General features: G+C 41.3%; 12 protein-coding genes. 1 reads left to right on the top strand and 11 read right to left on the bottom strand.

The features are described 5' to 3' along the window. The first annotated feature begins 123 nt into the window (after window positions 1-123). Window positions 124-975, top strand: a complete 852-nt coding sequence (locus CSV74_RS06275) for a 5'-methylthioadenosine/S-adenosylhomocysteine nucleosidase (RefSeq protein WP_099691132.1) — start codon at window positions 124-126, stop codon at window positions 973-975. Window positions 976-1,172: 197 nt separating this feature from the next. Here CSV74_RS06275 and rlmH read toward each other — a convergent pair whose 3' ends face one another. From rlmH to CSV74_RS06220, 11 genes are all read right to left on the bottom strand, one after another. Then, window positions 1,173-1,652, bottom strand: a complete 480-nt coding sequence (gene rlmH, locus CSV74_RS06270; protein WP_099691009.1) for a 23S rRNA (pseudouridine(1915)-N(3))-methyltransferase RlmH — start codon at window positions 1,650-1,652, stop codon at window positions 1,173-1,175. A gap of 410 nt (window positions 1,653-2,062) precedes the next feature. Next, the gene (locus tag CSV74_RS06265) at window positions 2,063-3,307 is read right to left on the bottom strand and encodes a S1C family serine protease (protein WP_099691008.1); all 1,245 of its coding nucleotides are present in this window, start codon (window positions 3,305-3,307) and stop codon (window positions 2,063-2,065) included. A 106-nt stretch (window positions 3,308-3,413) separates the two neighbouring features. Next, entirely contained in the window at window positions 3,414-4,202 is a 789-nt protein-coding gene (locus CSV74_RS06260) for an MBL fold metallo-hydrolase (protein WP_099691007.1), read from the bottom strand. Window positions 4,203-4,213: 11 nt separating this feature from the next. Next, window positions 4,214-5,026: a two-component system regulatory protein YycI gene (locus CSV74_RS06255; RefSeq protein ID WP_029054362.1), complete on the bottom strand. Its 813-nt coding sequence runs from the start codon at window positions 5,024-5,026 to the stop codon at window positions 4,214-4,216. Further along, entirely contained in the window at window positions 5,013-6,341 is a 1,329-nt protein-coding gene (locus tag CSV74_RS06250) for a YycH family regulatory protein (RefSeq protein WP_099691006.1), read from the bottom strand. Before CSV74_RS06250 ends, CSV74_RS06255 begins: the two co-directional genes overlap by 14 nt. Then, window positions 6,332-8,155 (bottom strand): cell wall metabolism sensor histidine kinase WalK, encoded by a 1,824-nt coding sequence (walK, locus tag CSV74_RS06245; protein ID WP_099691005.1) that lies wholly within the window; start codon window positions 8,153-8,155, stop codon window positions 6,332-6,334. The genes CSV74_RS06250 and walK overlap by 10 nt, the downstream gene beginning before the upstream one ends. A 6-nt stretch (window positions 8,156-8,161) precedes the next feature. Beyond that, window positions 8,162-8,872 carry a response regulator YycF gene (gene yycF, locus CSV74_RS06240; RefSeq protein WP_029054365.1) on the bottom strand — a complete coding sequence of 237 codons (711 nt, stop codon included), beginning with the start codon at window positions 8,870-8,872 and terminating at the stop codon, window positions 8,162-8,164. 279 nt (window positions 8,873-9,151) lie between these two features. Then, on the bottom strand, window positions 9,152-10,501 hold the full coding sequence (gene dnaB, locus CSV74_RS06235; RefSeq protein ID WP_369823697.1) for a replicative DNA helicase: 1,350 nt from the start codon (window positions 10,499-10,501) through the stop codon (window positions 9,152-9,154). A 24-nt stretch (window positions 10,502-10,525) separates the two neighbouring features. Next, window positions 10,526-10,972, bottom strand: a complete 447-nt coding sequence (rplI, locus tag CSV74_RS06230) for a 50S ribosomal protein L9 (protein WP_029054367.1) — start codon at window positions 10,970-10,972, stop codon at window positions 10,526-10,528. After that, window positions 10,969-12,945 (bottom strand): DHH family phosphoesterase, encoded by a 1,977-nt coding sequence (locus CSV74_RS06225; RefSeq protein ID WP_029054368.1) that lies wholly within the window; start codon window positions 12,943-12,945, stop codon window positions 10,969-10,971. Before CSV74_RS06225 ends, rplI begins: the two co-directional genes overlap by 4 nt. Before the next feature lie 11 nt (window positions 12,946-12,956). Beyond that, window positions 12,957-13,895 carry a DUF2232 domain-containing protein gene (locus CSV74_RS06220; RefSeq protein WP_099691004.1) on the bottom strand — a complete coding sequence of 313 codons (939 nt, stop codon included), beginning with the start codon at window positions 13,893-13,895 and terminating at the stop codon, window positions 12,957-12,959. Between the last annotated feature and the right edge of the window lie 5 nt (window positions 13,896-13,900).

Here is a 13,900-nt window from a genome sequence, read left to right as displayed (position 1 = left end):
ACTGTAACAGCTATTCGTTACTGTTTGGATTAATGAAATCCATCACGCATCTGGGAAAGTAGTGTGCTTAGGAATACTATTCGATGAAATCATTTAAGGAATGAGGGATCATCTTTGAGGAACATGAAGTTAGTTGGGGTTATTATATGTATGCTTTTTCTAGCAACGATCGTTTCAGGCTGTAACTCCACTACTAATAGTACAGCAGATACTGAACAACGTCCGATCATTGTGCAAGGACCCATGCCTATTGAAGCTGAGAAGTTTGCTGAAAAATTAAGTGACGCGGAAGTCGAAGAATCAGGAAACTTTATTTTTTATAAAGGAACTATCGATGACTATCCTGTAATTGTTACCAAGACTAGTAAAGGGATGGAAAACACTGCAGCCGCCACTGCATTAGCAATTGAAAAGTACAATCCTATCGCGATTATCAATCAAGGAACTTCAGGCGGACATGATCCGGACTTACATGTATTTGATATAGTCTTAGGAAAACAAACCGTCAATATCGGTTCGATGAAGACTGAGTCTGCAGAAGAAAATGAAGGAATGGATCCATCACTATGGAAGCCTATGGACCTCATGGCTTCTGAAGGCAGTGCCGGAGAAGACCCTGATGCAGAAAAGATTCGCTACTTTGATGGCGATGTTGAATTATTGGCAGCAGCCAATGCGGTTAAAGACCAATATGAACTAGGCAAAGTTGTTGAAGGTATTATTGGATCCGCTGATCTGTGGAATAACGAAGTAGACCGCATAAACTGGTTCCATGAAAAGTATGGTACTTCTGTTGAAGAAATGGAAGGTGCTGCTGCAGCACAAATTTCCGAAAGTTACAATGTTCCTTTTTTAGGTATACGCATTCTTTCCAATAACAAAACTAATAACGGTCAGTATAATCCAGATACTGCTTCGGCCAATCAAGACTATGTCCATCTTGTTTTAAAAGAGTATATCTCTAATCTAAAATAATTGATTCTAACTCATAAGTAAAACTAGAAGAAAAGGGTTTGTTCCATAAACCCTTCTCTTCTAGTTTTTTTAGCGTTTGGAAGCCTTTGACAGTGTATTCAAAAAATCTGGGAAGTGTACAAGCTGGCTATAAGGAACGAAACAGAATGAAAAAGAGTAATTTTTCATTCCAACAGCTTTCTTTAACTTTTTTGTTTCTATTTATGGTACGGTTCTCCCTTAATAATCCGAAATCCACGATAAATCTGCTCCACCAACACCAACTTCATCAACTGATGCGGAAATGTCATCTTAGAAAACGATAACTTCTCATTCGAACGCTGCAGCACACTACTATGTAACCCCAGTGATCCGCCAATAACAAAGACGATCTTGCTTTTACCATATGTCATCAACGAATCGATACTCGCAGCGAATTCCTCAGAAGTTTTCATTTTTCCGTCGATTGCTAGTGCAATGACATGCGCGTCTGGTGCAATTTTCGCTAGAATTCGATCTGCTTCTTTCTTTTTAACGATTTCCATGTCGGCTTCGCTTAGTGTTTCAGGTGCTTTTTCGTCCGCCACTTCGATTAATTGCATTTTTGCATAGCTGTTCAGACGTTTAGAATACTCTTCTATTCCTTGTTTCAAATACTTCTCTTTTAACTTACCCACGGTCACAATTGATATATTCACAGTTTATCCACTCGCCCTCTAAATGTTATACACAATACTTATGCACATATCCACAACTCCATCTACATATTGTGTCCGATTATTTGTTCTGTACTACATGTCAATTTCTCTGATTAGTGTATCATACGAATGTGGATAACTTTTTATTCGTTTTGTAATTTGAATAGAGTTATCTAATTCCCATAAAAAATGAAAATACTCCAACCTATTGACCTGTAAGGGGTTAACACTTGTCACTTTAATTTTATTTAGTTTTTTCCGAGCATTTTCTTTTACACAATATTATACACATTATTTCGATTTTATCCACAATTGGATAACTTCATAAAAAATCAGGCATCATAGCGCATTTTCGCTAGATGCCTGATGTGGGCGGAAAGTTGTTCACTATGTGGACAATGTACTTTTTCTTAGAATGTGTTTCCGTCTTTCAATACCATTTCCAAGTCTACTTTCTTTCCATCCCGATAGACTGTAATTTTCAATGAATCGCCAATTTCTTTTTTATTATACAAATACTTACGTAGACTGACCATATCTGTCACTTTCTCTTCATCCAACTGGACAATTATATCATACTTCTTCACGCCTGCTTCTAATGCGGATGAATTTGATATGACATCCGTAACGACGACGCCTTCAGTTACTTCTTCAGGTAAGTTCAACGTCTGTTGCTGTTGCTGAATGGGAATCTGTTGAAGATCAAGTAACGATACGCCCATTGTTGGACGATTTACTTGTCCTGTTTCTTCTAAGTGTTCAATAATTGGTAATGCAATATTGATTGGGATCGCCAATCCGATTCCTTCTACTGTTGCTTCAGAGATCTTCATGGAGTTGATCCCGATCAATTGACCTGCCATGTTGATTAATGCACCACCGGAGTTCCCGGGATTGATTGCTGCATCTGTCTGCAAGACGTCTGCTTGCCAATCGATATTCCCATCTTTGTTTAAGTCCATTGGTATGGAGCGATCTTTACCTGAAATTACACCTACTGTGACGGACCCTGCAAAGCCAAGTCCTAATGGGTTACCGATTGCAATAACTGATTCTCCACGTTTTAACGCATCTGAATCACCGAATTCTACCACTGTATCAACGTGTTCTGCATCAATTTCGACTACAGCCAAGTCCGTCCATAGGTCACTGCCGATTAATTTCCCTTCAACTTTAGTACCATCATCAAAACTAATTTCAAGTTGTTCGGAATTTTCTACGACGTGGTGATTGGTGACGATATATGCTTTTTCGCCTTCTTTTTTATATAGGACACCAGAACCTGATCCGGCTTCTTGAGTAGATGTTGTGGAAGACCAGAAGTCTTGGACTGTCTGGATATTTGTAATACCAACAACGGCATTTGCGACGTCACCTACAACATCGGTAATTTCGCTTGAGATATCCATTGATACTTGGGCATGTTCCGAGTTGGTTTTGTCTTCTGGTTGTTTAGATGTTGCAACATCGTCATTACTTGATGAGCCAGTTGCGTACATCATGACTAAAAATACGATTAAACCACCCAACAATGCGCCAAGTAAGCCGGGCCAAAAACTACCTCTACGTTTTGCGTTTCGTTTTGGTTCTACCGGCGGTATTGGTTGTTGCCATTCCGTTTCTTCTTTTCTTTCTTCTCTTCTTTCATCATCCATTCGCATTTCCTCCTTATTAGAAAGTAATCCTACATGTACTGTACCCCAATAACTCTTTGAAAATGCAAAAAGCCTCACTAATTTAGCAAGGCTTTTCGCAAGTACTTCAGACTAGCACAAGCTCTGTAGATTCTGAAGCATCCGTATCATGCAAATGAACAAATTCTCCTGCACGAATACCGCAATCTTCGAGGGTTTGTGCTACGCTCATGCGCGCCAAGTCTTTCATATTATTATCTAAGCTAAGATGGGCTAAATAAATATGCGCTTCTTTTTGAGCTACTACTTCACTCATTGCGACGGCTGCATCTTCGTTCGATACGTGGCCCACGTCACTTAGTATACGACGTTTGATGGACCATGGATAACGTCCCATTTGTAGCATGCTAACGTCGTGATTGCTTTCGAATACAAAGCTGTCAGCTCCGTGGATATGACCCTTCATACGGTCACTGACGTAGCCTGTGTCCGTAATAATCGCCAGTTTACGGTCACCTTCATTGAATGTATAGAACATTGGGTCTGCTGCGTCATGGGATACAGCAAATGACTGGATATCCAGTGAGCCAAATGTTTTCACCGTTTCCATGTCGAAGTGGAAACGCTGATCAACGGGAATCTCTCCTACAAGTGAGTCCATCGCCTGCCACGTTTTGGCGTTGGCATAAATGGGTGTTTTATACTTCCGGGCCAGTACGCCGATCCCTTTAATATGATCACTGTGTTCATGTGTGACGAAAATGCCGTCAATTTGTTTCATCGAGCGATTGATCGATCCGAGCAAACCTTCAATTTTCTTACCGCTCATGCCGGCATCTACGAGAAAAGCATGCTCATCTGTCTCTATATATAGCGAGTTGCCTGTACTGCCACTCGCCAAAATGCTAAATCGCATGTGGAAAACTCCTATTCTATTGGTTCTTCTAATATATCCGATTGGAACTCGATGATTTTTCCTTCAATCGCATTGATGAAGTAATGTTCTATCGTTCCATCCTTCAATTTTACCTGAACATTCCACGTCGGTGCAAATACTTGAGTTTCTGTCAGCTGAACGAGTGTTGAATAACCTGATTTCACCTGCATGACAGTAGAACCCGATTTCAAATAACCTCGTGTAACAAGTGAAGAGACTGCGTCGTCTTGCGAAAGTAAGTCTTTCTTATGATTAAAGCTTAAGAACTCATCGAGCATACTTTGTTCGTAATGCGTAACTTCTCCATCCTCGTTCCAGTGCAAGATCAGCATGGCGTTGGAACTATAGAAGATGGTTTCATTTTTTACTCTTTGGAAGAATACAGCGCTCTGCTCATCTTCGTCCACATCCCAAAGCACGTAATCTTCACCATTGAGCACATACTTCTTTAAGAACTCGTCAAAATTATATTCGTCTTTTCCATCAATTACTTTTACAGCCTTTTTCATATGGGACAGTAATCGTGATTGTTCGATCAAAACAAACGATTGGTCACTTAACTCATCTAACTTTTCATTGGAAAAGGTGGCAATATGAGCTGACAAATATGAAACATCTTTTTTATTGAAAGGAATAGGCTCATACGTAATATTCTCTAGCGCCAATGTTTCTTCCACGGATGCTTTCCCGAGAATCTGCATATTTCCGACACCCATTTGCCTATCTAAATAGAGCCAATACAAGAAGACATTTAGAATTGAAAAGACGATGATGAAGATCGTTTTGGTTCTATTCCAATCCAATCTTGTCACCTCCTTGCAATTCTTCTGGAGCGAAGCGTAACCAGTTACCTTTGATAAGGTAATACCAGCAAGGTTGCAAAATAATTAATTTGCGTTCCACATCACGGATCATATAATATCCCGGAGTGATTTCCTCTATCAAATCGAAGTCTAACTCTTCTGATTCACGTAAAACCTCCGCCACTTCCACTCCTGAAGGCAACGTTTCTTGTACTGGTTCAATGTTCACATCCAATGTGTAATACGGACGTATATATTTGAATACGCGTTGATTTCCCCACGTCTCCGTTATTTCACTAGTACCAGATTGATCACTAAAGACGGGCAAGCCATCGACATATAGTTGGAACCGAACATAACGAGATATCGGATTCATATAAGCGTAGCGGTACTCATCCGTCCAGCCGCCATGCTCATTGATAAAATCAATAGTATTTAACAATAATTCTGATGGTATTGCTATCTCCTGACTTTCCACTGCAGGCATGACATAATTCAACCTTTTAATCTCGGTATCGACATTCATGAAAGCATGGTCGTCTCCATATTCTTCATGCGTTGAATCCACTAGATTACGTCGTACGGCATTCGGATCACTGAACAACGCATCACGGAAGCGTAATGGATTGATTTCTTCCTGATAATACGTATTACGCATAACAGTTATAGGATCTTTTGGTACGGCAAGAAATGGTGCATTGCCACGATCGATTTCCGCATACTCGTCGAATGATTGACCGACATCTACTACGTTGCGCAGAAAACTTGTTTTATTCGGTAGTGTCACTTGCATCTGGTAATGTAGGCCGCTCATTTCACTCAGTAAATGAATGACTGGCGCTTGTGTGGATTGACCCCAGTCAATGACTAGACGATTAAAAGTGGCTTCCGGAATATTCACGTCGTCGACTAGTAATACATTGTCATAAACGAGCATAGGTACTTCACCAGTAAAGTAGAATGTCATTTGGCTTGGTTGCCGTAAGATTTTTGCAATATCAAACTTATTCATATCTTGACTTACCAAATGTAGATCAGATAAATCCCAAGTATTCATTTCTGTCAGAATCCTATCGACCTTTTCAGTATCAGTAGAACCCAGTACCTGATCTTTTAAATTAGTAATAATTTTATACGGCTTAATGATTTCATCGATTGCTTTCTTTTCAGAAATAGAAATATCGACAGTCTGTAGTTGTTCCATTGGTTCGTAATTCGGCGAATAGTTCCAAACCGCTAATGTGAATAGCACACTCAGCGAGACGAGCAACAACAATACGATGGATTTAATTGTTTCAATATATTTCAATCCCACTCACCGTCCTCTTGTTGTTCAAATGGTAGCTTGAAGAAGATTGTCGTTCCTGTTCCTTCTTCACTCTGTGCCCATATCTCTCCTTTATGCGCTACAATCATTTCTTTAGCAATTGCGAGGCCGAGGCCGGTACCACCGAGGGCACGAGAACGGGCTCTGTCTGCACGATAGAAACGATCGAATATTCGATTGACATTGGATTTTGGAATACCCATCCCATCGTCGGAAATCATCACTTTAATATAATCACCTGAAACTGTTACACCGAAGCGAATTTCTCCGCCATCCGGCGAATACTTTAAGGCGTTGGAAATAATATTGTCTAGTACTTGCGTGAGTTTGTCGGTATCGATCTCCACGAATAGACTGCTTGAATACAAATTTCGTGTGAAGCGTACATTTTGCGACTTTGAAAATTCAAAGCGCTCGATAACCGCATTGAAGAACCGGTTAAATTCTACCCATTCCTTATTTAATTCATATTCTTTACTGTCCATACGTGAAAGTTTCAGTAAGTCATTCACGAGACGAATCATTCGCTCGGTTTCATTTTGCGTAACATGTAAGAAATTTGGAGCAATATCTTCATTGCGCCAAGCCCCTTCTGCCAATGCATCGAGATAACTGCGCATCGTAGTGAGCGGTGTACGCAATTCATGTGAAACATTCGATACGAACTCTCGACGTTCCATATCAATCTTTTCTTGCTCCGTATTGTCATGTAATACAACGATCAAGCCGTTTACGAAGCCTGTTTCACGCTGGGTAACGGAAATTGTAGCACGTAAAATATATGCTTGATCTTCTGTACTGAAGTCCAGTGGTATCGATTCTTTCATTTGGATTAGTTCTTCAAACGTATATTCATCGTCTATACCCAGAATACTGGCGATAGGTCGATTAATGACGAGGTCGTTTGTTACACCGAGCATTTGTAGGGCAGAGTCGTTAATTAAGCTAACTCGTCCTTTTCGGTCAGTCGAAATGACACCGTCCGTCATATTTTCTAGAACTGAGGCCAACTTTCGCCTTTCACTCTCAGTAGTGGACTGAGATTCTTGCAGCTGGTTGGTTAAGTGATTGAATGCGATGGCCAGCTGACCCATCTCATCTGTTCCGTACACTTTAACCTTTCGGGTGAAGTTCCCTTTTGCCATCGCCTGTGCTTGTCGCCGCATGTCTGAAATTGGCCGGGTAAATGCCCTGGCTATGAAAATTCCAACTATTATTGTAATGGTTAGGGAGACAGCTGCCGCCCCTGCCAATATTCGATTAATTTCTTCGATTTGCTGGAAAACGGATTCAATATTGGCTTCTACATAGAGCGATCCTATAATTTCATTGCCGTTAAAAATCGGTTTGGCTAAGGAAAGCACACGATTATGAGATTGCGGATCAATCGTCACGACATCTTTCATCGCTTCTGATGTAATAGACTTTCGCACATTATCATTGGTCGAATGTTGACCTACCCTCATCTGATTATCAAATGAAGATGTCGCCAAAATACGATATTTAGAATTTATAACCCGTATTTCAATAATGTCGTCTGAAGTGAACTCGAACAAGACATTTTTTAAGCTTTGTTCCAGCGTGGGATCACTGTCTTTACGTTTTTTTAATACTTCTTCCCGTACACTGAACTCGACTAAATTCATTCGGTCTACAATCGAACTCGTAAAGTTATCTTTTAATGTTTGTTCCAGTTCACGAGCAAAATACAGCCCAATAATCTGCATGGACACAAGTATAAGCAAGACATAGATCAAGACAAACTTGACTTGAATCGACCGGAAAAAACCTACCTTATGCATAGTGGCCTACTCCTGTTCCGGATCCCGCAAGTAATAACCTACGCCACGTCTTGTGACGATCCAGCTCGGATGACTCGGCGTGTCTTCAATCTTTTCACGAAGACGTCGAATCGTTACATCGACTGTTCGTACATCACCAAAATAATCATAGCCCCATACAGTTTGCAGTAAATGCTCACGTGTCATCACCTGACCGATATGTTTTGCTAGGTAATAAAGTAGTTCGAATTCACGATGCGTCAGTTCAATTGTAACTCCACGCTTTTGAACATAGTAAGCATCGGGTTGAATAACTAGTTGTCCAACCGTAATATCATTCGTTTCTTCTTCCTGGTCTTCCGCTATAGTTCTCGCGTGACGACGCAGATTGGCTTTGACCCGTGCAATTAATTCTCTTGTTCCAAACGGCTTCGTAACATAATCATCTGCGCCAAGTTCAAGCCCTAAGACCTTATCAATTTCCGAATCTTTCGCTGTCAGCATAATAATGGGGAAATCGTACTTTTTTCGTACTTCTCTACAGACTTCCATACCGTCGCGTTTAGGAAGCATGATATCAAGAAGCATGATGTCCGGCTGAATTTCTTCTACACGGTTGATTGCATCTTCACCATCGTATGCGCAAAAGACGTTGAAGCCCTCCTTTTTCAAATTAAATTCTATGATGTCTGCGATGGGTTTCTCATCGTCTACAATAAATACAGTTTTATTTTGCATGTTTTGTTCCTTTCTCACCATAATTGGCGATCAAATTTTTAAGCTATGTTCTTGTTCCACGACTAAATTTGGCAATGTAAACTTGTGTGGTACATAAAACGCTAATCTAAATTTTCTATGGTCACAGCCTGATTCTAAAGCTGAAATATATTATTCCATATCTTCTAACTCTATCACGATTTGTGTAAAATCGCACTTTTTCAGGCGGGGATCACTTGCGTGGAACAATGAAAAAACAGCGCGTCCTCTTCTACAATCACAGAAGAAAGGCGCGCTGTTTTATTCGTAAGACGGAGGGGATTCGTGCTGGCTCCAGTCGATATTGAGGAATTTGTTGTATTCTTTTGCAAATGCCAAGGTTACGGTACCGGTTGGGCCGTTACGTTGCTTGGCAATAATGATCTCAATCATGTTTTGCATTTCAGTTTCTTTGTCGTAGTAATCTTCCCGATAGAGGAAGGAAACGATATCGGCGTCTTGCTCAATACTCCCTGATTCCCGAAGATCGGACATCATTGGGCGCTTATCTTGTCGTTGCTCTACGCCACGTGAAAGCTGGGATAGTGCAATGACTGGTATTTTTAATTCACGCGCCAACGCTTTCAGTGATCGAGAGATCTCAGATACTTCTTGCTGACGGTTATCACTGCCGCGTCCGCTTCCCATGATTAGCTGCAAATAGTCAATCATGATCATTCCAAGACCATGTTCTTGTTGAAGTCGTCTGCATTTTGAACGTATTTCATTGATACGAATACCTGGACTGTCATCGATGAAGATTCCCGCATTTGATAACGAGCCCATCGCCATCGTCAGCTTGCGCCAATCGTCCGCTTCAAGATTCCCTGTACGTAGCACTTGCGCATCAATATTCCCTTCCGCACAGAGCATACGCATGACAAGTTGTTCTGCACCCATCTCGAGACTAAAAATCGCAACATTTTCATCTGTCTTCGTTGCCACGTTTTGCGCTACGTTTAATGCAAATGCAGTCTTACCGACAGAAGGACGAGCCGCCACAATAATCAAATCATTACGTTGGAAGCCTGCCGTGATCTGATCCAAGTCACGGAACCCGGTAGGTATACCTGTTACATCACCTTTACGTGTATGCAATAATTCAATATTGTCATACGTCTCCACTAATACATCTTTAATATGACGGAAGTCACCAGCATTTTTTCGATTGGATACTTCCATCATCTTTTTTTCGGCTTCACCAAGTAAGGCTTCTACTTCATCTTCTCGTGTGTAGCCGTCTTCCACAATGTCAGTTGCAACGCGGATCAGTCTGCGCAATAAAGCTTTTTCTTCTACGATATTTGCGTAATAAACAATGTTTGCAGCAGTTGGTACCGCGTTGGCAAGCTCTGTGATATACGAAATGCCCCCGACGTCTTCAAGCTCATTTTTCACTTTGAGCTCTTCGGCGATGGTTACCAAATCGACTGGCTGACCTCTGTCATTTAGTACAAGCATGGTTTCGAAAATCTTTTTATGTGCGACCCGATAGAAATCTTCCGGCAACAATATTTCAGATGCGGTAATTAGTGCTTGTGGTTCTAAAAATATTGCACCAAGGACCGACTGCTCTGCTTCGTTGTTATGCGGAGGTGTGCGCTCGATCATCTGGTTCAAGCTATTATCTCCTTATCATTCTTCTGTAACATGCACTTTAAGTGTAGCTGTTACATCAGGGTGTAATTTGATCGGAACATTTGTAAAACCAAGTGCACGAATTGGCTCAGGTAATTCCATCTTGCGACGATCTACTTTAATTTTATTTTGCTTTTCTAGTGCTTGTCCGATTTGCTTAGACGTAATAGAACCAAAGAGACGGCCGTCTTCACCAGTTTTCGCTTGTAGCTCTACAGTCAACTTTTCAACTTGCTCTTTTAATTCTTTCGCTTCTGCCAATTCTGCAGCCGCATCTTTCTTCTGGCGTTCCTTCTGACCTTGCAACTTACTTAAATTACCTGGAGTTGCTTCAACTGCTACATTGTTTTTCAACAAATAGTTTTGTGCATATCCAGTTGAAACCTCTTTTACTTCACCTTTTTTGCCTTTACCTTTGACATCCTTTAAAAAAATAACTTTCATCCTTCATTTCCCCTCTCTACATATTGATCTAGTACGTCCTTTAACATCGTGATTGCTTCATCCATCGTATCAACCTGTAATTGGCAAGCGGAATTTGTTAAATGACCGCCACCGCCCAACTCTTCCATAACGACTTGAACATTCAATTCGCCCAGTGAGCGGGCGCTAATACCCATTTTTCCATCATCACGCTTGGCAACGACGAATGAAGCGGAAATACCTTGCATCGTCAGCAGGATATCAGCTGTCTGCGCGATCAGCACAGAGCTGTGAACTACTTCATCCTGCCCTCTTGCAATCGCAATATCGCCATTGCCCACAAATTCTACGGTCTCAATTAGTTTTGAACGTTCAATATATGTCGTAATATCTTCTTTCAACAAACGCTGCACTAGCACGGTATCGGCGCCATTCGTTCGCAAATAGGAAGCCGCTTCGAATGTACGAGAACCTGTCCTGAGTGTAAAGCTTTTCGTATCCACTACAATACCTGCTAGCATCGCCGTCGATTCCAGCATGGTCAGCTTCTCGTTCTTTGGCTGATACTCCAGCAATTCCGTTACCAGTTCCGCGGTCGAAGATGCATATGGTTCCATGTAGACAAGCACAGTATTATTAATGAACTCTTCTCCCCGTCTATGGTGGTCGATTAATACAACCTTCGGTGCCTTGTCCAACACGCGCTCATCTATAACCATGCTCGGCTTATGCGTATCAACAATCACGACCAATGAACGCTCCGTCATCAATTCCAACGCTTCTTCAGGCATCAGCATGTGATCATATAATTCTTCATCTTGCTGCACTTCATCCATCAAACGGCTGACACTAGCATCGAGCTGATCAAAATTAACGACGACATAGCCTTCAACACCATTCATTCTTGCCATTTTACGTACGCCAATCGATGCACCAATCGCATCCATGTCAGGCATTTTGTGACCCATGACGAACACGCGGTCACTATCTTGGATTAAATCACGCAACGCGTGTGAAATGACTCGTGCACGCACCCGTGTACGTTTTTCAACAGGATTTGTCTTACCACCGTAGAATTTCAGCTTCCCATCATGGTGTTTGATCGCTACTTGATCACCGCCACGTCCGAGAACTAAATCCAAGCTCGACTGTGCTAGTTCACCAAGCTCTGTAAGCGACGTAGTACCTGTCCCTACCCCAATACTCAATGTAAGTGATACGCTGTGTTTAGATGTGTTCTCGCGGATCGTATCGAGCAATGCAAACTTAGTCTTCTCCAATAATGCCAGTGTACCTTCATTAAAAACGGCCAAGAAACGCTCAGAAGAAATTCTTTTTACGAAGATCCCATATTCATCTGCCCATTGATTGACCAATGAGGTAACAAGTGAGTTCATCTGGCTTCGTGTCTGATCGTCCATTGTCTGGGATAGTTCGTCATAGTTATCGACCAATAAAATCCCAATCGTCGTTCGATCAGCGTAGTAAAGGGATTGCATCTTTATACGTTCTGTTACGTCAAATAAATAGATCAACTTCTCTTCTGGTTTGTAGTACACACGATACGAGCGATCATTCAATACAATGACATCTTGCTCACTGTCTTCTCTAATTACTTGACGAAATGCTTCACTCATTTCGTAGAGCTGTGACCCAATCCAAGTCTTGTCAGGATAAATCGTGCTTACGAATGGATTGATCCATTCAATTAACTGCTTATCATTCAGCAAGATAATCCCAATTGGTAATTCCAGTAGCGCTTCTTCTCCAACCCTTTTCATTCGATAGGATAGGGTTTCAATATATTTCTCTGTTTCCAAGTAGTTATCATTCTCTACTTTCCAAGCGATGCCTAGTGCAAGCGCATAAGCGACGGCAAAAAGCAGTCCAACCCAAAAGTTCAATAGCATTAGTAGTACGGAACCTACCGCTCCAAGTAGAGACAAGACTGCTAATGGAATTCGTATCTTTCGTTTTTTATAAAATAAATTCAATGTCTCATCTCCTACGCTCTCTTGTCTTTATCTATCCATGTACGAATGTTAATGGCGATATCCAAAACACCCAGCATTACGGTGAAGGGACTGAGGAACATGGCGAATAATGTAGCTAGCACGTTGACGATCATTGGAAGCTTCATCTTGCGCAATGCATAATAAATTAACGCCAAACCTTGTAAGAAGAATAAGAATCTAAAGATGAGAATGGCATTTGCCTCCATTAGATAAAACGTTGTGCCCTGTTCCGGCTGCGATAAAATAGATATCAACAGCAATGCCAGATAGGCTAATACCGTTGCAAACGGAAGACGCATAGTAAGAAAGGAAGCAAACTTGGGAACTTCAAATCGCAAACGTGTTGCGACCGCCAAAATGGGCATAACGAACAGGTAGGCTGTTACAAAAACAGATAAGATGAACAGGGAAGGCACAATGGTTTGGTAATACGTAAATGCCTCTGCCACGGTTCGTTCTATGTCTCTTGTTGAATTTCCCATTCCTGTTAGAATCACAAGTGCTTCTTGCTGTATAGCTGAAAATTGTTGCATCAACTGTTCAATCGGATTAATTTTCATGAACCACACAGTACCAAGATACAATAGACTCAATGAAATGAGCAATGTGACACCTGTTGCCATGTATACATAAAGTTTCGTCTTGCCAGTTCGTACAGTATCACCGATAATGAATCCCACTGCACTCAATACAACCGCTGCTGGGATGGATAGCAGACCGCCAATCAATAAAGTGATTAGCCATGTACACATCGCCACCATCAGTGTAGAGATCCGGTCATAACGTAAACGATAAATCGTAATGGGCAATGGAACGAGCAACAATGTCAATAAGCCGAGTAATGGTACGTATAAAGTCATTGCCAGTAATATGGCGAAGAGTGCGACCATCATGGCACCGTACGTAATTCTACTTGCTTGATCTTGCATATCTA

It is taken from the genome of Sporosarcina sp. P19, from assembly GCF_002743165.1.
Classification (GTDB): Bacteria; Bacillota; Bacilli; order Bacillales_A; family Planococcaceae; genus Sporosarcina; species Sporosarcina ureae.
The sequence above is the reverse complement of the archived record's forward strand: the minus strand, read 5'-3'. Positions and strand labels throughout refer to the sequence as shown.

What these genes read in the sequence shown, in the direction of transcription:
- CSV74_RS06275 (WP_099691132.1), top strand. Translation starts at nt 124, where the DNA reads ATGAAGTTAGTTGGGGTTATTATATGTATGCTTTTTCTAGCAACGATC.
- CSV74_RS06265 (WP_099691008.1), bottom strand. Translation starts at nt 3,307, where the DNA reads ATGGATGATGAAAGAAGAGAAGAAAGAAAAGAAGAAACGGAATGGCAA.
- CSV74_RS06260 (WP_099691007.1), bottom strand. Translation starts at nt 4,202, where the DNA reads ATGCGATTTAGCATTTTGGCGAGTGGCAGTACAGGCAACTCGCTATAT.
- walK (WP_099691005.1), bottom strand. Translation starts at nt 8,155, where the DNA reads ATGCATAAGGTAGGTTTTTTCCGGTCGATTCAAGTCAAGTTTGTCTTG.
- yycF (WP_029054365.1), bottom strand. Translation starts at nt 8,872, where the DNA reads ATGCAAAATAAAACTGTATTTATTGTAGACGATGAGAAACCCATCGCA.
- dnaB (WP_369823697.1), bottom strand. Translation starts at nt 10,501, where the DNA reads ATGATCGAGCGCACACCTCCGCATAACAACGAAGCAGAGCAGTCGGTC.
- rplI (WP_029054367.1), bottom strand. Translation starts at nt 10,972, where the DNA reads ATGAAAGTTATTTTTTTAAAGGATGTCAAAGGTAAAGGCAAAAAAGGT.
- CSV74_RS06220 (WP_099691004.1), bottom strand. Translation starts at nt 13,895, where the DNA reads ATGCAAGATCAAGCAAGTAGAATTACGTACGGTGCCATGATGGTCGCA.